Source organism: Streptomyces sp. CNT360 (assembly GCF_000424785.1).
In genome coordinates, this window is sequence record NZ_AUKO01000002.1 from 144,458 (window position 1) to 162,757 (window position 18,300).

At 71.0% G+C, this 18,300-nt stretch carries 16 protein-coding genes and 3 pseudogenes; 7 read left to right on the forward strand and 12 right to left on the reverse strand.

Annotated features, from left to right (window positions below; translation table 11 throughout):
* The first annotated feature begins 15 nt into the window (after window positions 1–15).
* Complete coding sequence (locus H297_RS0105120; protein ID WP_078513754.1) at window positions 16–792, forward strand: ABC transporter ATP-binding protein; 777 nt, start codon at window positions 16–18, stop codon at window positions 790–792.
* A gap of 313 nt (window positions 793–1,105) precedes the next feature.
* Here the strand turns inward: H297_RS0105120 and H297_RS0105125 are convergent, their stop codons facing one another.
* On the reverse strand, window positions 1,106–1,387 hold the full coding sequence (locus H297_RS0105125; protein ID WP_027736171.1) for a peptidylprolyl isomerase: 282 nt from the start codon (window positions 1,385–1,387) through the stop codon (window positions 1,106–1,108).
* Window positions 1,388–1,666: 279 nt separating this feature from the next.
* Window positions 1,667–2,896 carry a PP2C family protein-serine/threonine phosphatase gene (locus H297_RS0105135; RefSeq protein ID WP_486589410.1) on the reverse strand — a complete coding sequence of 410 codons (1,230 nt, stop codon included), beginning with the start codon at window positions 2,894–2,896 and terminating at the stop codon, window positions 1,667–1,669.
* Between the two features lie 265 nt (window positions 2,897–3,161).
* Between H297_RS0105135 and H297_RS34585 the strand changes: the two genes are divergently transcribed.
* Both H297_RS34585 and H297_RS34590 read left to right on the forward strand, forming a co-directional pair.
* Window positions 3,162–4,220, forward strand: coding sequence for a VOC family protein (locus tag H297_RS34585; protein WP_051351544.1), 1,059 nt, complete (start codon window positions 3,162–3,164; stop codon window positions 4,218–4,220).
* Window positions 4,221–4,370: 150 nt separating this feature from the next.
* Window positions 4,371–5,963: an FG-GAP and VCBS repeat-containing protein gene (locus H297_RS34590; RefSeq protein WP_158693643.1), complete on the forward strand. Its 1,593-nt coding sequence runs from the start codon at window positions 4,371–4,373 to the stop codon at window positions 5,961–5,963.
* 295 nt (window positions 5,964–6,258) lie between these two features.
* Here the strand turns inward: H297_RS34590 and H297_RS44020 are convergent.
* The 3 genes and pseudogenes from H297_RS44020 to H297_RS0105150 form a co-directional block, all read right to left on the reverse strand.
* A pseudogene (locus tag H297_RS44020) lies at window positions 6,259–6,378 on the reverse strand (universal stress protein); the annotation flags it as partial.
* A 90-nt stretch (window positions 6,379–6,468) separates the two neighbouring features.
* Window positions 6,469–6,603: pseudogene (locus H297_RS43145) on the reverse strand (IS5/IS1182 family transposase); the annotation flags it as partial.
* 358 nt (window positions 6,604–6,961) lie between these two features.
* Window positions 6,962–7,297, reverse strand: coding sequence for a helix-turn-helix domain-containing protein (locus H297_RS0105150; protein ID WP_027736173.1), 336 nt, complete (start codon window positions 7,295–7,297; stop codon window positions 6,962–6,964).
* 170 nt (window positions 7,298–7,467) lie between these two features.
* Here H297_RS0105150 and H297_RS0105155 point away from each other — a divergent pair, with 170 nt between their 5' ends.
* Window positions 7,468–8,610, forward strand: a complete 1,143-nt coding sequence (locus H297_RS0105155; RefSeq protein WP_027736174.1) for an FAD-dependent monooxygenase — start codon at window positions 7,468–7,470, stop codon at window positions 8,608–8,610.
* Window positions 8,611–9,067: 457 nt separating this feature from the next.
* Here the strand turns inward: H297_RS0105155 and H297_RS44025 are convergent, their stop codons facing one another.
* The 3 genes and pseudogenes from H297_RS44025 to H297_RS34595 form a co-directional block, all read right to left on the reverse strand.
* A complete protein-coding gene (locus H297_RS44025) occupies window positions 9,068–9,367 on the reverse strand; it encodes a glycosyl hydrolase family 65 domain-containing protein (RefSeq protein WP_027736175.1) in 300 nt (99 codons plus the stop codon).
* Between the two features lie 77 nt (window positions 9,368–9,444).
* Window positions 9,445–9,608: pseudogene (locus tag H297_RS42565) on the reverse strand (hypothetical protein); the annotation flags it as partial.
* 176 nt (window positions 9,609–9,784) lie between these two features.
* Window positions 9,785–10,972: a hypothetical protein gene (locus H297_RS34595; protein ID WP_158693644.1), complete on the reverse strand. Its 1,188-nt coding sequence runs from the start codon at window positions 10,970–10,972 to the stop codon at window positions 9,785–9,787.
* 217 nt (window positions 10,973–11,189) lie between these two features.
* On the opposite strand from H297_RS34595, the gene H297_RS0105175 reads away from it, so the two are divergent.
* Window positions 11,190–11,606, forward strand: coding sequence for a hypothetical protein (locus H297_RS0105175; RefSeq protein ID WP_158693645.1), 417 nt, complete (start codon window positions 11,190–11,192; stop codon window positions 11,604–11,606).
* Between the two features lie 108 nt (window positions 11,607–11,714).
* On the opposite strand, the gene H297_RS0105180 is transcribed toward H297_RS0105175, so the two are convergent.
* Window positions 11,715–12,161, reverse strand: coding sequence for an anthrone oxygenase family protein (locus H297_RS0105180; protein ID WP_027736177.1), 447 nt, complete (start codon window positions 12,159–12,161; stop codon window positions 11,715–11,717).
* Between the two features lie 91 nt (window positions 12,162–12,252).
* Between H297_RS0105180 and H297_RS0105185 the strand changes: the two genes are divergently transcribed.
* The gene (locus H297_RS0105185; protein WP_027736178.1) at window positions 12,253–12,831 is read left to right on the forward strand and encodes a TetR/AcrR family transcriptional regulator; all 579 of its coding nucleotides are present in this window, start codon (window positions 12,253–12,255) and stop codon (window positions 12,829–12,831) included.
* Window positions 12,832–13,007: 176 nt separating this feature from the next.
* Here the strand turns inward: H297_RS0105185 and H297_RS34600 are convergent, their stop codons facing one another.
* Genes H297_RS34600 through H297_RS0105200 form a run of 3 tightly spaced genes read right to left on the reverse strand, consistent with a single transcriptional unit; the run spans window position 13,008 to window position 16,853 of the window.
* Complete coding sequence (locus tag H297_RS34600; RefSeq protein WP_486589411.1) at window positions 13,008–14,369, reverse strand: MFS transporter; 1,362 nt, start codon at window positions 14,367–14,369, stop codon at window positions 13,008–13,010.
* A 22-nt stretch (window positions 14,370–14,391) separates the two neighbouring features.
* On the reverse strand, window positions 14,392–16,017 hold the full coding sequence (locus H297_RS34605) for an AMP-binding protein (protein ID WP_078513757.1): 1,626 nt from the start codon (window positions 16,015–16,017) through the stop codon (window positions 14,392–14,394).
* Between the two features lie 20 nt (window positions 16,018–16,037).
* Window positions 16,038–16,853, reverse strand: coding sequence for an enoyl-CoA hydratase/isomerase family protein (locus H297_RS0105200; protein WP_486589412.1), 816 nt, complete (start codon window positions 16,851–16,853; stop codon window positions 16,038–16,040).
* A 131-nt stretch (window positions 16,854–16,984) separates the two neighbouring features.
* Here H297_RS0105200 and H297_RS0105205 point away from each other — a divergent pair, with 131 nt between their 5' ends.
* Entirely contained in the window at window positions 16,985–17,893 is a 909-nt protein-coding gene (locus H297_RS0105205) for a LysR substrate-binding domain-containing protein (RefSeq protein WP_027736180.1), read from the forward strand.
* The last annotated feature ends 407 nt before the right edge of the window (window positions 17,894–18,300 follow it).

The window sequence follows — 18,300 nt, forward strand, 5'->3', positions numbered from 1 at the left end:
GAGGCCGCAAGCCCGATGAGCGCACACGAGATCACTGCGGGTTACGGTCGTCACACGGTGATCGAGCAGCTCTCGGTCGACATCCCGCGGGGCCGGGTGACCACGGTGATCGGCGCCAACGGCTGCGGAAAGTCGACTCTGCTCCGCGTCCTGGCCCGACTGCTGACCCCCACCGCCGGGCACGTCCTGCTGGAGGGTGAGCCGATCAAGAGCCTGCGGCCCCGCACCCTGGCCCGCCGGCTGACGATGCTCCCGCAGTCTCCGGTGGCCCCCGAGGGCATGACCGTGGGTGAGTTGGCGGCCCGCGGGCGGCAGCCGCACCAGCCGTGGTACCGGCGCTGGAGCGAGGAGGACGACAGGCTCGCCGCCGAGGCGATGGCCGCGACAGGCGTCAACGGCTACGCGGAGATCCCGCTGGAGGAGCTGTCGGGTGGCCAGCGGCAGCGGGCCTGGATAGCGATGGCGCTGGCCCAGCAGACCGATCTGCTGCTGCTGGACGAGCCCACCAACCATCTGGACATCGCCCACGCGGTGGAGGTCCTCGAACTCGTCGTCCGTCTGTGCCGGGAGACCGGACGCACCATCGTCATGGTGCTGCACGACCTGAGCCTGGCGGCCCGCTACAGCGACCACCTGGTGGTCATGAAGGACGGTGCGATCACGGCCGAAGGCACCCCGGCCGAGGTCGTTACTTCATCGATGCTCAAGGAGAGCTTCGGCCTGCGCGCCCACGTCTTCGACGATCCGCATGACCGGCTGCCCACGGTCGTCCCCGCCCGTTCGTTCACCTAGCGACACTCCGCCCCGCGCCGTCCGCATCCCCACGCCACGTGCCGACGTCCGGCCGCGCAGGAGATGCCGATGCCCCGGGGCACAAGAGGGGCCGCGGGGCGCTCACTCGCACCTGCCTGCGCCGTAGCGTGCACCCGACGAGAAGGCCCGGATGTGCCCGAGCGTGTCGTACGCGTCTGCGGTTCGGCCGGGGCATGAAGGCTGGGCGGCGACGCGGGCGCCGGGGACATCGACGGTCCCGGGGCCGAGCCGTCCGGGGTGAGGCAGCACCGCGCGGGGGGCCGAGCCGGCCCCCCGCGAAGGTGGCGCCGCGTCAGTTCTGGAGATCGGTCACCTCGATGAGGTGGTACCCGAACTGGGTCTTCACCGGCCCCTGGACGACGTTGACGGGGCCCGAGAAGACGACGCTGTCGAACTCGGGGACCATCTGTCCGGGCCCGAACGAGCCCAGGTCGCCACCCTGGCGACCGGAAGGACACGTGGAGTTCGCCTTGGCGAGCTCGGCGAAGTCGGCTCCGCCTTCGATCTCCGACTTCAGCGCGTTCGCCTTGTCCTCGGACGGAACCAGAATGTGACGCGCGGTAGCCTTAGCCATCAGTTACAGCCTTTCGTGTGCTCGTCAAGGTCGCGGGGAGGACGGCCCGAGGAGCGCCCGGAGGCCCGGCGCCAACGGCTCGATGCGCCGATCTCTGCGCCCCCATGGACGCCTCGGGCGACCACCACCGCCGCATCGTCTCACGCACCCCCTGCCGAGGTCGGCTCACGGGTGGCCGGCGACGGCGCCGACGACGCACCCGCCCTGATCACCGCGCACTCCGGCATCGCGATGGATGAAGCCCGTCTCGTCGGCACGGTGGCCAGGGCGCGCCGGTTGCTACCGGCCGCTGCGGGTGTCGGCCCCTGATCGGCTGGTGCGCCGGCTGGAGCCCGGGCCGTGCCAGTCCACGCAGACGACGGAGGCGTCGTCGATGATGTGCCCGCCTGTGGCCTCCCGCAGGGCGCGGGTGAGGAAGCGGACCACCTCGCGGGGGTGCAGGTGGGTGTCCCGCTCCAGCAGGGTGGACAGATCGAGGGTGGGGGTGTTGCGTTCGGTCATGCCGTCGGTGTAGAGCAGCAGCCGGTCCCCTGGCTCCAGGTCCAGCTCCTGCACCTGGTAGTCGCCGCTCCAGGGAGCGCCGAAGGGCAGGTCGACCTCGGGTTCGACCTCATGAACCCGGCCGTGGCGCAGCCGTAGCGGCCAGGGGTGGCCGGCGTTGACCATCTGGGCGCGGCCGGTGGTCAGGTCGACGCGTAGCAGCACACCGGTGGCGGTTGCGTCCCGGCCGTGCTCGACCAGAGCCAGATGGGCTGCGTGGGCCTGGTCGGCCAGGGTGGCGCGTGCACGACGGGTCTGGCGCAAGGCGCCGATGAGGAGCGTGGCCAGCAAGGCGGCGTCCTCGCTGTGACCCATGGCGTCGCTGACGGAGACGTGCAGAGTGTTCTCGTCCAGGCTGAAATCGAAGGTGTCGCCGGCGACCTGAGTGGCCGGTTCCAGCGCGCCGGCGACGGTGGCCTGCCCGGCCTCCACCGTCAGGGCGTTCGGCAGCAGGTTCTGCTGGATCTCTGCGGCGAGGGTCGGGGTTTCGCTGCGGCGGCACCACTCGTACAGGTCGGTGAAGCGGCGGTTGGCCGTCACGACATAGGCCAACGCGTGCGCCGCCTGCGCGATGTACTTCTTCTCCACCGCGCTCGGCGGGTCGGGCATGAACAGCTCCAGCACGCCGATCGCGTCCCCCCGGCTGGTCACCGGGGCGATCACCCGGGACGCACCGACCGCGTCTCCGCCGTGGGCGACGGCCCCGGTCACCCGGAGTTGCTGAGAGCGCACCACCTCGTCGTAGACCGTGCCGGCCAGCGGCTCCGGATCCTGTCTGCCCGTCCAGTCGCCCGGTACAGCCGGAAGCCGCCACACCGTGTCTCCGCCGATATCGGTGATCAGGAAACACACGTCCCGAGCCTGGAGCTGCTCGGCCACCAAGGCGGCCACCACCGGTACGGAGTCGACCGGTGGCGCCTGCTCCACCGCCGCCAGCAGCCGTTCCATGCTCATGTCGTGCTCAGCCATCCACTCAGCACCTCCTCCTTCCTCATGTTCCCGCTGCGCCGCAGCGGGGGTGCGGCGCAGCGCCGGTAGGGCGGAGGTGAGCACAACGATGCACCGACGGGTGAACCCGCACTGCGGGAACCGGTCGATGACCGCCTCCGGTCGCATCTCCCGATGGTGTCCCCGGTCACCTGTCCCGGGTTTCGAGCCGGACGTCACGGACTCAGCCCGCCGTACATCCGGCCGTACGCCGAGTGCCTGACCGGCGCTCCCTACGATGACGGCCATGGGACACGACATCACGGGGATCCACCACGTCGGTCATGTCGTCGAGGACATGGCCCAGGCAGTCAGCGTGTACGAGCGGCTGGGGTTCGTCGTGCCACCACCCAGTTGTCCGGCGCTGCCCCGAGGCGAAGGGGCGGATCCCGTGCCCTTCGGTGCCGCCAACACCCATGCGGATTTCCCGGGTTCCTTCCTCGAACTCGCCGCCCGGGTGGACGAGGGTGACGCCGGGAGTCTGCCCGTCGGCACGCATCTCGTTCCTCTGGAAGCACCGGCCGAAGCCCTTCCCCTGCTCGTCGAACGCATCGGTGAGACCAGCTCGAACCTGGCCGCGTGTCTGGCCCGCTTCCAAGGTCTGCACATCCTCATGTTCTCCTCACCCGCCATCGAGAAGGCAGCCGCTCGACTGACCGGCGACGGCGTTCGACACGGCGGGGTCAACACGGTGCGGCGGGCCGCTCCCCGGGGCGCGAACGTCCCGACGGAGACGGTTCGTTACCTGGAGATCGACGGTGACGAGCCCGGTAACCGGCCGGGCACGACCGCGGAGGGGCGCGTGGGTGTTGTCGCGGCCCTGGATCCGGACATCCAGGGCGCCCGCCACCTCGAACACCCCAACGGTGCCACCGAACTGGTCGAGGCGATGCTCTGCGTCGCCGACCCGGACCTACCCGCACTCCGGCGCCGTTACGAGACCTACCTGGGGCGGTCGGCGCGGCAGGCAGGGCGCACGCAGATCTTCGACCTCGACGGCGCCGCCCTGGCACTCGTGCCGAGCTCAGCTCTGGCGACGCTTCTGCCGGGCGAACGGCCCGCCGCCCTCCCGGCCCTCGTCAGCTGCACCGTCGCCGTCCGCGACCTCGCCCGCACCCGCGACCTGCTGCGCCACAACGGACTTCCCGTGCGGGAGACGCCATCCGGCGCCGTCTTCGTACCGGCCGAGGCCGCTGCGGGCACCGCTGTCGTCTTTTGCCCACAGCAGGAGCAGGAGGCGTCGTCCGCCGCCCGGCGTCCGTCGTCTCCGGGCCCGACACGCGGCCGGGCACCGGGGCTCTCCTGAAACGGAACCCCTGCCCCCGGAAGCAGTCGTGGCATGTCTGCAACCGCGAGGGGCCGGGGAGCAGTCAGAGACGGGAAAGGAATGTGTGGGGAGTACGGTTCCGGTCCGGAGCTTCCCCGCAACAACCGCCAGCGCGCTACTGGAGAACGTGTGACCGAGCGAATTGGCCTCCGCCAACATCCCCTCCGCAAGCGGAACGGCCGTATCGCCGTTGCCGTCGCAGCGACCGTGGCCGTCGTCGCCGCGGCACCGGTGGCCTGGGACCGCGTGGCCGGCCCGGGAGACGACCCGGCCGCAGGGCACAGTCCCTCGACCGGGCCCGCCGGAACAGCACCGCCGGCCGACTTCGACAACGACGGGAAGGCCGACCTGGTGGCCCTCAGCGATTTCGCGGACGTCCTGGCCGTGACCTACGGCTCCGACGACGCGGGCAGAAGCGGCCGGCGTCAGCTGATCGGTCAGGAGGTCACCGGCACTCCGTCCAAGAGGGGCGACGGCGTCGGCTTCGGTGAGCACGTCGTGACGCGCGACCTGGACGGCGACGGCTACACCGATCTCGTCGCGGACGTGGAGACCTACGGCAGCCCAAAGAAGGACGGGGCGCACAACGGCGCCCTGGTCGTCTGGGGCTCCAAGGACGGGTTGAAGGCCGACAGCGGCACGTACCTCGACGGGGTTCCCGACGACTTCAGCGTGGACCAGCCCGGCAAGGACACGCTCACCGGCGGCGACTTCGACGGTGACGGCCACGCCGACCTGGTCGTGCAGGTCGGTGACGACAAGGGGCTGCTGAAGGGGCCGTTCACCCGTGACGGCCGGGCAGCCGGAACCGCCGAGGTGCCCCGGCCGTCGCTGCCGGACGGCGCGTCGCTGTCCGACACGGTGGCCGGAGACCTCAACGGTGACGGCGTCGACGACCTCGTGAGCGTCCACGAGTACGAGGACGACACCGGAGGCGGCGGGAAGGTCTCCGCCTACAGCGCCGGGAGCGGGGACGGCTTCGAGAAGCCCGACAAGTCGGCACTCCCCGGTCTGGCCTCCGACGCCGCTGTCGGTGACGTCGACAACGACGGCCACGCCGACCTGATAGCACGCAGGCATCCCGAGGGAGCCGCGCCGGACAGCGGCGTCGACGGACCTGTCGAGGTCTTCTACGGATCCGACAAGGGGCCCGAGCCGGACGACGGACGGCACACCGAGATCGACCAGGACACCGACGGCGTACCGGGGAAGAAGGCCGACGAGGAGCTGTTCGGGGACGCGCTCGCCGCCGGGGACGTGGATGGCGACGGTTACGCCGATGTCGCAGTCGGCACCCCGGACCAGGCCCGTCCGGGCAAGAAGGACGGGCCGGCCGCGGGTGCCGTGACGCTCCTCAGGGGCGGCCCCAAGGGACTGACCGGTCGCGGAGCGCAGTTGGTCGACAGGTCCGCAGTCGACGATGCGAAGGACGCCGAGGGTCCCAAGGGCGCGAACGCGAAGGGCTCCAAGGATGCCGCGGCGCCCAAGGAAGGGGACCGGTTCGGGGACGCCGTACACCTGCTCGACGCGGACGGCGACGGCACCAGCGATCTGGCCGTCGGCGCGCCCGGGGAGAGCGACGCCGGGACGGCGTGCGTGCTGCCGACCACCGGCAAGAAACCGGCCGGCCACGGCGGCTACTCCCTCACTCCCGAGGACTACGGCGGCTTCCCGCAACACGAGGCGAAGCAAAGCGACTTCGCGATCCGGTTCGCCCGGTAGGGCGCGTGACGTAGCGGACGACCGGATCATCTCCTCGCTCGCCCGCACCGGAGCGGCAGCACCGCGAGCCCTCGCATCGCGGGGCTCGCGTACCGCAACTGTCCCGACGGGGTCACCCGGGCGCTCGATGGGAGACGGGACGTCGGCCGGCTCCCGGCAGACGCCCCTGCGCCCAGGTGACGCACCGTGCCGTACCTGGCCCGGACCCGTACAACTGGGCCGTGCGGGACCACGCCGAGAACGCGTCCATGGCAGTACTCAGCACCCACGCGCCCGGCGCCGGTCGGCCGGCGGCTCAGGTGTGCGGTACCACCAGGACCGGCGTACGCACGTGGTGCATGACCGCATGCGCGACGGGGCCGACGTGTGCGCCGAACCCGGAGGAGCGGTGCCGGCGACCGACGACGGTAAGGGCCCCGGCACCCGGCCCTCTGCGCCACCATCGCCTCGGCTTCCACGAAGAGAGCGGGGGAACGCCGCGCGATGTCGGCGGTGGCGTCGTGCACGCGAGCCGGGCGTAGGTATGGCCGCATCGTGGATGAGCCAGCACGAGCAGCGCCTGCCGTCCTGCGGCCAGCCGGCGCCATCGTGTCCCTTGTGCCAGACGACGTGCGGTCAGCTCACGGACGAGGAAGCGCAGAGCGGAGGTGGGCAGATCGACCCCGGCTGGGTGGACGAGCACGCGGAAGCTCCTGGCAGGATGACTTGGACTCGACACGCACCCGTCTACCGGGAGCTTCTCCACGCCCGGACCCCGCCCTCACCCGGTGGCCCCGCCCCGCACGCAGGTTGAGGAAACCTCGGTAGGTGGTGGCGTCAGGGGGCGCGCGCGGAAGTGCTCGACGCCGATCACGAGCGCGGGACGGTGGTCGAAGCGACACCGGCCCCCTTCGCGCCCGCGTCGTGCCCGGCTGCCTGCGAGCCGGGCACGAGCTGGATTCGGTCGAGCTCGCGGCTCAGTGCCGAATCGGACTCTCCTCCGTTTTGCTCAGCTGTGCTCAGCGAGGAGCGGTATCGGTCGGGGGCCCTGCTCCCAGGAGCGCGAGGAGCCCGGGGAGTCTTCTCTCGATGTCCGCGCGTCGTAGTCGGATGCCCTTGCGGTTGCCGTAGTCGATCTCGTCGATGAGACCTGCCTCGCGCAGGACCCGGAAGTGGTGGGTCTGGGTCTGCTTCGAGATCGGAAGATCGAACGAGTTGCAGCCCCGCTCGCTGTCGCTGCGGTCGGTGGCCAACTCCGTCATCACCGAACGACGGTGCTCGTCGGCGAGGGCACGGAACACCGCACCCAGATCGAGCGCATCGGCCTCCGGGCCGTCCAGGATCCTCCCGGCCACGCGGCACCTCCTTCAAGTACGACTTGCATCGTACCTGAAGGGCGTGCTTCTCTGAGGTACGAAATCGATCGTACCTTGGTCCGGTTGCACCGCCCCGTGCCGCCGTTCCCTTGGACCCGGCCCGGCACTCGCCGGAGACCTGGTCATCGACACTCGGAGAGGTCATCGTCATGAAGAAGCCCGAGGTGCTGATAGTCGGTGCCGGAATCGCAGGGCCCGCACTCGCGTACTGGCTCTCCCGGAATGGATACCGGCCGACAGTCGTCGAACACGCCCGGCAGCTGCGCTCCGGTGGTAGCGCGATCGTCGTGAAGGGGCCCGCGATCCCGGTCGCCGAGCGCATGGGCATCCTCCCGCAGCTCCGCGAGCTCGCCACCCGCAATCGGTCGCTGACCCTGCTCGACCCCGGCGGCAGGCGAATCCTGCAATCCCCGCTCACCTCGGACAACGCACCGACGGTCGAGGTGACCCGGGCCGACCTGTCCGAGGTGCTCCACCGGTCGGCGCAGACCGAGGCCGAGTTCTTGTTCGACGACACGGTCACCGCTCTCGACCAGGATGAAGGCGGGGTGGACGTCACCTTCCGGCGGTCCGCGCCACGGCGCTTCGACTTGGTAGTCGGTGCCGACGGGATGCACTCCGCCGTACGGCGCATGATATTCGGGCCCGAGCGGCAGTTCGGGAGCGACCTGGGCCTGTACGGCGCGACCGTCCCGCTGGAACCCGACGCCATCGAGGACCCGACCGAGATGACGATGCTGACCGTTCCGAACCGGATGCTGGTCCTCCACCCCTCCCGGACCACCCCGCTCGCGATCTTCACCTTCCGGGCCGCACAGCTGGCGCCCCACGACCGCAAGAACATCGCCCTTCACAAGCAGACCGTGGCCGACGCCTACGCCGACGTGCGGTGGCGGGCACCGGAACTCGTGGCAGCCTTCGTCGACCACCCGGCTCCGTTCTTCGACCCCCTGACCACCGTCCGGGTGCCCTCGTGGTCCCGCGGACGGGTCGTACTGCTCGGGGACGCGGCGGCGGCGACGGCCCTGCTGGGTGACGGGTCCAGCATGGCGATGGCGGGTGCCTACGCCCTCGCAGAAGAGCTCGCCGCCCATCCCGGTGATCACGCCCGCGCCTTCGCCGCCTACGAGTCGCGTCTCCGCCGTGAGGTAGGCCCGCGGCAGCGACGCGTCGGTCTCCTCTCCAGGCTCCTGGTGCCCCGCACCCGGCCGGGCCTCGCGGTGCGCAACGCGGTGGGCCGCGCGGTCGGTCGCACGAACCGGATCGCCTCTCGCGAAGCCGCGAACCGGTAGACCGGGTCCGCACCGACCGGTCACCGGCCGGTGCGCAGCTCCGCGGCAGCTCTCAGCCGGGTCGGCGCCGCCATGTCCGACGAGCCCGGCTCGGAGTGTCAGGTCACCGCCGATGCGGCAGGTCGACTGCTGTGGGCCTCACCCACCGTTCCCGGCACTCGCCACGACATGGGGACTGCCGGTGACTACGCCCCCGCGACGCGGAGGTGAAGCGCTGGGCGGACAAGGCACATCAAGGCGGCGACGGCATCGTCCCGGTGCCCTTCCGCAGCCTGCGTCTCAAGCTGCGGCAACGTCGGCACAACAGCACCCACGCCAGGATCCGCTGCCTCGGCGAGCACGCCATGGCCGCGCCCTCAGCGAGGTGGGCGAGTTCCTCCGGGTTCGGCAAGCCAGCAGGTCGCGGCCCGCGAGCCTTGGCGCCCGGGGCGTATCGGTCCAGGACACGCCGTAGCTTCTACGGGCCATCCGCTCCCCGTTCGAGGGTGCGGGTCTCCCCCGGTTGCGGCGTGACGAGTCGACGCCCGACAGCGAACTGCAACGGGAACCGCTCCGATGCGGGAAGGCTCACGCTCACCGTCTCACTGGTGACGTCCACGGCCACTCCCCAGGGCTCGCGCAAGCGGATCGTGAAGCTGTAAGCGCGCAACTCCCCTGCGGGCGCAGGGCCGAGACGGAGGACGTTGCACGGCTGGCTTCTCTCCCGCGAGCGCCGGCCGGAAGCCTGGCGGTACATGGAAGAAGTCTCGCTGGGCATGTCAGCCAGTGCTCCGGGCCCAAACAGGTAGGGTGCGGCAGTTCTCGCACCAGTTCGGGGGCACGGGTGAGCACTCAGGAGGCCGTCACGTTGGTGTAGGCGTTGTCGTCGATACCGGGTCGGAGGCAGCGTCCGGGTACATCTCGTGGTATTCGTCCGGCCCCGTCACGCCCTTGACCCGGTACCGCTCGGACGCGGAATCGTACTCCGCGAGACTCGACCAGGATCTCGCGATCCGGAGAGCTGGTCTCCGGGGCCGACGTCACGGACGGTTGCGCAGACGCCCGACTGCTGCGCTCGTGCAACGGAGTGGGGCGGCCCGGCTCGACGAGCCCGACCGCCCGCCCCCGGATGGACCGCGGCGCCGGGCCGCGCTCCCATATCCGGGGGGGGGGCGTCGAGACGGCTGGTGCTCGTTCAGTCCGCGCCGCCGCCGGGCTCGAAGCGCGTCCACTTCTGTCCGCCGTCCTTCGAGCGCCACAGTCCCTCACCCTTGACGAAGTCGTACGAGGGGTACTCGGCGTCCGCGATGCCGAAGAGGGTGGCGCCCTCGCCGGTGATCTGCTGGAAGGGGGCCGGGCGCTTCAGCTCGTGGAAGGAGCGGTTCTCCCCCGAGTCGGCCAGCCAGGCGTGTCCGCCCTGCTCGCCGACGAGGATCCGGCCGTCGGCGAGCACGTCCAGTTGCAGGGCGTCGGCGTTCTTCGTCAGTTCGTCCAAGGGCAGATCGGAGGAGCTCGGCACGGTGCGCCAGCTCTCGCCGCCGTCCCCGCTCAACCGGAGCGCCTGCACGACCGGTTCGTCGTCCCCGCCCCCGGGTGCGTCGGTCAACGCGACGACGGCGGTGCCGCCGTTCGCGGCGACCTCGCCGCCCAGGGTGTCAGCAGGCAGCTCGCTGCGGTGCCGCGTTCCCTCCCGTACCCACACGACGGCGTCCCGCTCACCACCCAACGGCGAGTCGATGCCCCAGGTCGTTCCCTTGTCGTCCACGGCCGCCTTGCTGACACCGTCCGGGAGGCCCGCGACCGGGGCGAGGGACTTGGTGGCGGGCCGGTAGGCGAGCGTGGGCTCGGACGCGGAGACCAGCACGTCGCCCGCGCGGGTGGCACGTGCCTTCTCCGCGCGCTTCACCTGGTGCTTCCTGCCCTGCTCGTCGAGGAGGAAGGAGCCGTCCGTACCGCCGGTGTCCTCTCCGCCGGAAAAGAAGAGGAAGCCGCCCCGCACAGCATGGAACCGGCCCTGTGTCGTGTCTGCGTTCGTGTGCACGGCGTACTCGGCGACCTTCTCGCCGTCCGGATCGAACAGCCGCCAGGCGAAAGCCGCCGGGCCCTCGTCGTCCTCGACATTGGTCGGGTTGTACGCGAGCGTCATCGCGCCGTCCTCGCCCACGGCCACGTCGGACGGCGCCCCGGCGATCCCGACCACCTCGCCTGCGGTGGGCTTGGGATCGTTGATGACCTTCTGATACTGCTCCTCGCGGCCGGCCGCATCCCGGTGCGACGAGCCGTCGACCGCGCCCCAGGCCGCGAACGACGAGAGAGTGAGTACGAGTCCGGTGCCCACCACGAGCGCGCCCTTCACGCCCCTTCGTCGGTAACTGATGGTCATTGGCTTCCCCCGTCGATCCGTTCGTTGTCCCATGGTCGAGTGTGCCCGACACCACTGACACGACCCCAGGTGGCCAGGTGGCTCATGCCGCCGAGCGTGCGGAGCAGTCTCATGCATCGCACCGCCGACAGCAAGGCCGGCACCGGTTCGGGCCCGATGAGGGCTGTCTGATAGAACTTCCGCCCAACTCACCGCGTTCCGTGGAGGATTGAACACCGTGCTGCCACCCGCCCCGCCGTACCGGGGCCCGCACGGTCCACGGCAGATATGGGCACCCCTCCTCCTCGCCGCCGTCTCGGCCGTGACCGTCGTCCTCGTCCAGCACCTCAACGGTGAGGACAGCAGGGCGATGTGCGGCAACCACCCGATCGACGTCTCGTGGTCGCGTGTGGTGCTCACCTACGGAGGCCTGGCGACGGCGCTGGCAGCCCTCGTCCTCGTCGCCCGCCAGTGGTGGAGAAGGCGCGCCCAGGCCGTGCGTCCACGAGGCCCGCTCGCCATGCTGGTGATCACCGGGCTGCTGGTGGCGTACGCGGGCGTCACCGCGGTGTCCACGCAGAACCTGCTCGACGGGGCGGAACGATCGCGCCAGCCCAACGATCTCGTCCTGTGCGTGAAGAGCGACTCGCTCTGAGTGGAGACCTCCCGCTCCCCGCCGCTTGCGCGGGGAGCGGGCGCGGATCGAGTGGGGTCGCCCTCGACGAGCGGGCTCCCTCCCGGGTGCTCGCGGGGGCCGTGAGGCTCAGGTGAGGGCGGCGACCAGCAGGGCGAAGGCGGCGATGATGACGGCGACGCGGGCGTAGTGGAAGCGGTCCCAGCGGTTCATCTGCTGCTTCCAGTCCGCGGGCCGGTTGTCGACGGTCCACTCCTTGCCCTGGTTGTTGATCGGGACGAGCAGCAGGATCGACATGACCACACTGAGGATCAGCAACGCGGCAGCGGTGACGACCAGGCCGGTGCCGTGGCGGTGCCGTCCGGCGAAGGCCCAGATGCCGACGAGGACGAGGGAGCCGACGTACCAGAACGGCATCACGGCGCCGAGCATCCGGCCTCCGTGGGCACGTCCGCGCAGAACGCTGTCGTCGGGGAGGCCGTTCAGGATCGGGTTGATGACGAAGGCGACGGAGAACTCCACCCCCACCATCACGCCGACGACCACGGTCGTGACGACCTCAAGTGCGTTGAACATGGCGACCCCTCCTGAAATCTAGCATTGCTAGGCGATGAGGCGACGCTAGCGCTGCTGCCGCTCGATTGTCTAGCGGTGCTAGCATCGACGCATGTCGGTACAGGAGCGCAAGGAGCGCGAACGGGCGGTCCGCGAACGCCTCATCGTGGGGACAGCCCGCGAACTCGCCGAGCAGCAGGGGTGGGACGCAGTCACCACCCGCCGGCTCGCCGAGCGCATCGAATACAGCCAACCCGTCCTCTACAGCCACTTCCGCGGCAAGCGCGAGATCGTCGGCGCCGTCGCCCTCGTGGGCGCCGCAGAGATGGCCACGGCGCTGCGGACGGCGGCCTCTGCCGCGGACAGCCCGCGCGCCCGGGTCACCGCCCTCGCGCGCGCCTACCTCGACTTCGCCGCACGCAACCCGGCGGTCTACGACGCCATGTTCCGGCTCGACGGCGGCCTGGCGTTCGCGCAGGAGGACACCCCGGAACCTCTCAAGGACGGCTTCGCCGCGCTGTTGGAGAGCCTCGGCGAGGTCGCCGGCGACGGCGTCCACCCGGGGCTGTTCACCGAGGTGTTCTGGGCGGCCCTGCACGGGCTGGCGACCCTGACCCGGGCGGGACGGCTGCCGCCGGGTGACGCGGAGCGGAGGGTGGAGCTCCTGGTGGACCGGCTCGCCGTGGTCTGACGCACCGTCCCGGCAGACACGCCGCCGGGCTCCTCGGTCACAGCTGCCTGCAACAGCGGTAAGTCGCCGGCTCGGCGCCGTGAAGTTGCTGCTTACTCAGCGGCACGCTGCGAACGCGGCAGCCCGTCGGGGCGGCAAGCGAGTGCTTCCCCGCCCCGACGGGCTGCCGGCCGTGGCTACGGAGCCGGTGCGGGCGGCCGGGCGCCCGGGCTGGATACCGGCGCGGGCGCCGGTTCGTCGAGGAGCGTCGTACGGGAGAGCGACAGGCGCTTGGTCTCGCGGAAGGCGAAGGCGACGACCAGCGCGGAGACGACCGCGAGCCCCGTCAGGTAGAAGCCGGGTGCCAGTGCGGTGCCCGAGGCGGCCACCAGGCCGGTGGCCGCGAAGGGGGCCGTACCGCCGAAGAGCACGTAGGCGGCGGTGTAACCGATGGCCGATCCGCTGGCGCGCAGCGAGCCGGGGAACATCTCCACCATGGCAGGCACGTTGGAGGTGCCGATGACGGCCACCAGCACGCCGAGCACGGAGGTCCCGGCCATGGCCCCCGCCAGTCCGGTGCCCATCAGCGCGAACGCCGGCAGGGTGAGGAGCGCGAAGCCGCCGCAGGCGACGAGCAGCAGGGGTTTGCGGCCGTACCGGTCGCTGGCGCGTGCGGCGACGGGGCAGGCCAGGCAGTAGAAGAACATGGCGACGACGCTGGTGAGCATCGCTGTACTGCTGCTGTAGCCCAGTTCCTCCGACATGTAGGCGATCATGTAGCTGCTCATGAGGTAGTAGCCGACCGCGTTGGTGATGCTGTAGCCGAAGAGGGTGGCGATCTGCCGGCCGCAGATCCGGACGGCGTCCCGCAGCGGGGTGGCCTCCACCTCCTCCCGGGCCTCCAACTCCCGGAAGACAGGGGTGTCCTCGACCTTGGAGCGCAGATAGAGGCCGATCAGGCCGAGGGGCGCCGCGATCAGGAACGGCACCCGCCAGCCCCAGCTCTCCAGCGCCGCGTCGCTCAGCGTGGCGGTCAGGGCGAAGCCGACCATGGAGCCCGTCACGCTGGCCAGGCCGACCGTCATCGGTACGGCTCCCGCGAAGCGGGCCCGCCGGCCGTCCGGCGCGTACTCGACGATGAACGCGGAGGCTCCGGTGTACTCGCCGCCGGTCGAGAAGCCCTGGAGCGTACGCAGCAGGAACAGCAGGACGGGAGCGGCCAGCCCGAGCGCGGAGTACGTCGGCAGCACCCCCATCAAGAAGGTGGCGCCGCTCATCAGCAGCACGCTGAGCGCGAGGGCCCTGTTGCGGCCGAGCCGGTCGCCGTAGTGCCCGAAGAAGGCGGCTCCGACCGGCCGTGCGAGGAAACCACCCGCGAAGATCGCCCAGGTGGCCAGGAGCGAGGCTGTCGAGTCGTACTGCGGGAAGAACAGTCCCGCGATGGTCGCCGACATAACCGCGTAGGCGCCCGAGTCGAACCATTCGACGAAGTTGCCGATCGCGGTGGCCAGGGTGATCTTTCTGCGGTCCGCCGCGGTCCGGCCGGAGTCCTGCTTCAAGGGAGCCTCCATGAGTAGGGCGTCAGTCCGCGCTGGGTGGTGGGGTGCCGGTGTCGCGGGCGCGCAGCTCGGCGCGGCGGATCTTCCCGGTGGCCGACCTGGGCAGGTCGTCGACGAACTCGATGTGCCGGGGGTAGGCGAACCGCGAGTGGCCTTCCTTCGCGTACGTACGGATGGCATCGGCCAGCTCCTGACCGGGCTCGTGGCCGGCGGCGAGCTGCACGAACGCCTTGACCGCCTGGCCGCGGACCGGGTCGGGCACCCCGACGACGCCGGCGTCGGCCACGGCGGGGTGGGCGCGCAGCGCCTCTTCGACCTCGTAGGGGCCCACTCGGTAGCCGGAGGTCTTGATGACGTCGTCGGTGCGGCCGAGGAACCAGAAGTACCCGTCCTCGTCGGCGTAGGCCTGGTCCTTGGTGTGGAACCAGGTCCCGCCGAAGGTCTCCTGCGAGGCCTGCGGCCGGTTCCAGTAGCCCAGGGGGAACTGCGGGTTGGAGCGTGCGCGCAGGCAGATCTCGCCGGGCTCCCCTTGCGGTACGGGATTCTTCTGCTCGTCGAGGAGCGTCACCTCCCAGCCGGGCAGCGGGCGGCCCATGGAGCCGTCCTTGACCGGGACGCCGGGAAAGTTGCCCACGAGCGGGTAGGACTCGGTGGAGCCGTAGTAGTCGAGGAGGGTGAGGGAGAACTGCTCGCGGAACCAGCCGATGAGGTCCTCGGTGAGTGGTTCGTTGGAGGAGCACACGACGCGCAGCGTCTGGGGGAAGCGGTCGCCCGCGTCCGGCACCTCGGCCCGCATCTTGCGCAGGAAGGTGGGGTTGACCAGCGCGGTTGTCACCTTGTTGCGGGACATGGCGGCCAGCAGTCCCGCCGGGTCGAAACCCGCCGCCGGACGGTGGACGAGGTGGACGGCGCCGGCGCGGAGCGGGCCCATCAGCTTGGCCATCGACCAGGCCCAGTCGCCCGCACCGTAGAAGACGTCGCCGGGGCGCAGGTCGTGGCAGTGCCGGAACTCGTTGTGTCCCAGCAGGGTGCGGTGGGCGTGCACGATGCCCTTGGCCGCCCCGGTGGTGCCCGAGGTGTAGAAGATCAGCGCCGGGTCGTCGGCGCGGGTGTCGGCCGTCGTGAACTCGGGCGGCAGGGCGGCGATGGCGGGGTCGTCGACGTCCACGACGGTGCCGGTGAAATTCGGTACGCGCCCGGTCGCACCCGCCTCTGTCAGGAGCACGCTCGTGCCCGAGTCGGCGAGACGGTAGGCGATGGGCCCGTCGGCCCACAGCAGCGACATGGTGACCAGGACGGCGCCGGTGCGCAGGACGCCCAGGTAGGTGGCCGGTGTGTCGGGGCGCTGCGGCAGCATGACGGCGACCCGGTCGCCGGGGCGCACTCCGAGACGGTTCAGGTGCGCGGCCACCTGGCGGGAGCGGTCCTGGATCTCGCCCCAGGTGACCTCGCGGCGGGCGCCGGTGTGGTCCTCGTGGATGAGGGCGAGCTTTTCGCGGGGGTGCCGGTCGGCGACGTCGGCCGCCATGTTGTAGCGCTCGGGCACCGCCCAGCCCTCGTGGGCGGGCAGGCCGGGCCCGGGGTGTGCCGTGGGGGCGGTGGCACCCGCGGCGGTATCGGCAGTGTTCGCGGTATCGATGCTGGTCATGGTGGTGTTCTCCCGGGAGGTCAGCGGCGGCGGCCGGCGAGGAAACGGGCCATCTCGCGCTGTGGCTCGCCGGTGGCGTACGCGGCCGCGTGGACCCGCTTCGCGGCGGCCACGGCCTCCACGAGCGCTGCTTCGTCCAGTTCGCGGATGCGGCCCTTGGTCAGGGCCACGGCACCCGGCGGCAGCTCGCCCAGTGTGCGGGCCTGCTCGATGGCGGCAGCCCGCACGTCGTCCGCCTCGACGAGGCGGGTCAGCAGGCCGAGTCGCGCGGCTTCCGTACCGTCGACCAGCTCCCCCGTCAGCGCGAACTCGGTCGTCTTCGTCCGCCCCAGGACGTCCCACATCGCCCAGATACCGGTGATGCTCGGGATGCCGGAGAGCAGCTCGGGCTGGCCCATGCGCACCCCGGCGTGACCGATCCGCAGGTCGGCCAGGAGCGCGAACTGGAACCCCGAGCCCGCGACCACGCCGTTCACCGCGGCGACCGTCGGCTTGTCGATGTCCCTGACAGCGCGGTAGAGGGTGTCGAAACTGTCGATCCAGGCCTCCGCGGCGGCGTGGTCGTCCGGATCGATGGCGCTGGTCTCACCCAGGTCCTGGCCCGCGCAGAAGGCGCGGCCTGCGCCGGTGAGGACGACGGCGCTCACCTCCGTGTCCTCGGCGACCTGGCCGAGGATGTCGATGAGACGGGCGCGCATCGCCGCGGTCCAGGCGTTGAGCTTCTCCGGCCGGTTCAGGGTCACCACGGCGACGGATCCCTCGCGGTCGAGGAGCACGGTGTCGTCGCTGCCGTCGCGCCGGGTGCTGGTGGCGGAAGTGCCGGGGGTCGCGTTCACAGGTACTGAGCCTTCCCACATGGTTGTACTGCTGGCCGCTCGCGAGCTGTCCGGAATACAAGCAGCCGGTGCGGTGAGCTGGCCAACACCAATGCGGACCCGGTTCCATATCGCATCGATATGGTTCGCGCATGGAATTCAGGCACCTGCGCTACTTCGTCGTCCTCTCCGAGGAACTGCACTTCGGCCGGGCCGCCGCCCGGCTCCACATGGCGCAGCCCCCGCTGTCCCAGCGCATTCGCGACCTGGAGAAGGAGTTGGGCGTGCGGCTCTTCGACCGTGCCCGGCACCGGGTCCGGCTCACCGAAGCGGGTGCACTGCTGCTGGAGTACGCACGGCCCGTGCTGGAGAGTGCTGACGCCGCCCGCGAGGCGATGCGCCGGGTACGGCCCGGCGCGGCGGGCGTGCTGCGCGCCGGGGTGCCGCCCGATACGGTGCCGGTCACCGTGCGTACGCTGGTCGACGCCTTCTCCGCGCGGGAGCCCGGCGTCCTCCTCGACCTCAACGAGATGACCACCGACGAGCAGCTCGCCGATCTGCGCGACGGTCGCCTCGACGTCGGCATGGTGCGGCACCCGACCGACACGGTGGGCCTGGAATCCGGCCCCGTCGTCCACCGGGCGCTCGGCGTCGTCCTCCCCGTGGAGCATCCCGAGGCCGGTCAGGAGCGGGTGCGCCTGCGGCGGCTGAACGGCTCACCGCTGGTGATCTTTCCCCGGCTGATGGCGCCGAAGCTGTACGACCATCTCCTCACGGCGTGCCGCGACAACGGCTTCCTGCCCGGCGCCATCCGGCACGCGCGCAACCCGCACTTCATCCACGGACTGGTCCTCGCCGGCCGCGGTCTCCATCTCAACGAGGAGCCCGCAGCGGGGCTGCCCGCCGGCCTGGTCTGGCGCCCGATCGAGGAACGCAGCCCGAGCCTGAGCTGGTCGACCTCCGTCGTGTGGCCCCGGGCCCAGACCACCACCGTCGTCGCCGCGTTCGCCGCCTCGGCCCTCGCCGGTCTCCTCGCCGCGGGCCACCTGCCTGCTGAGTGAGCGGTCGCCGCCAAAGCGATCGCCGCCACAATGAAGCGGAAGACCACGGGCCCCTTCTCGCCAGGCACCCGGCCCCTGCCCCTGCCCCTGCCCCTGCCCCTGCCCCTGCCCCTCGGCAGCGGTAACTCACCGGATACGGTCCCGTGCGGCCATGTCACCGGTCCACACCGTGGCTCTGACAGGCGGTCTGCCGTCTGAGTCTCGATCCAGAGAAGTGACGCCCGGGAGATGTGTGGCGGGACGTAAGAGATACCTCGTGACCTGTGATGACGGGCTTATCCGAAGCTTCTTCACCACAATCGGCTAGGCATCTCATGGGTGAGCAACTTCCCCTGCCGGTTCGGCGGTCTCTGTCTGGCTCGGCGGAGCGGTCTTTACCGCGGAGGCAGGTCTGTTGCCGGTGGTCC

Bases quoted from the DNA above. Each gene is read 5' to 3' on its own strand.
- H297_RS34605 (WP_078513757.1), bottom strand. From the start codon at position 16,017: ATGACCAGCATCGATACCGCGAACACTGCCGATACCGCCGCGGGTGCC.
- H297_RS0105180 (WP_027736177.1), bottom strand. From the start codon at position 12,161: ATGTTCAACGCACTTGAGGTCGTCACGACCGTGGTCGTCGGCGTGATG.
- H297_RS0105205 (WP_027736180.1), top strand. From the start codon at position 16,985: ATGGAATTCAGGCACCTGCGCTACTTCGTCGTCCTCTCCGAGGAACTG.
- H297_RS44025 (WP_027736175.1), bottom strand. From the start codon at position 9,367: ATGCCCAGCGAGACTTCTTCCATGTACCGCCAGGCTTCCGGCCGGCGC.
- H297_RS34595 (WP_158693644.1), bottom strand. From the start codon at position 10,972: ATGACCATCAGTTACCGACGAAGGGGCGTGAAGGGCGCGCTCGTGGTG.
- H297_RS0105120 (WP_078513754.1), top strand. From the start codon at position 16: ATGAGCGCACACGAGATCACTGCGGGTTACGGTCGTCACACGGTGATC.
- H297_RS0105135 (WP_486589410.1), bottom strand. From the start codon at position 2,896: ATGGCTGAGCACGACATGAGCATGGAACGGCTGCTGGCGGCGGTGGAG.
- H297_RS0105185 (WP_027736178.1), top strand. From the start codon at position 12,253: ATGTCGGTACAGGAGCGCAAGGAGCGCGAACGGGCGGTCCGCGAACGC.
- H297_RS0105125 (WP_027736171.1), bottom strand. From the start codon at position 1,387: ATGGCTAAGGCTACCGCGCGTCACATTCTGGTTCCGTCCGAGGACAAG.
- H297_RS34585 (WP_051351544.1), top strand. From the start codon at position 3,162: ATGGGACACGACATCACGGGGATCCACCACGTCGGTCATGTCGTCGAG.
- H297_RS0105155 (WP_027736174.1), top strand. From the start codon at position 7,468: ATGAAGAAGCCCGAGGTGCTGATAGTCGGTGCCGGAATCGCAGGGCCC.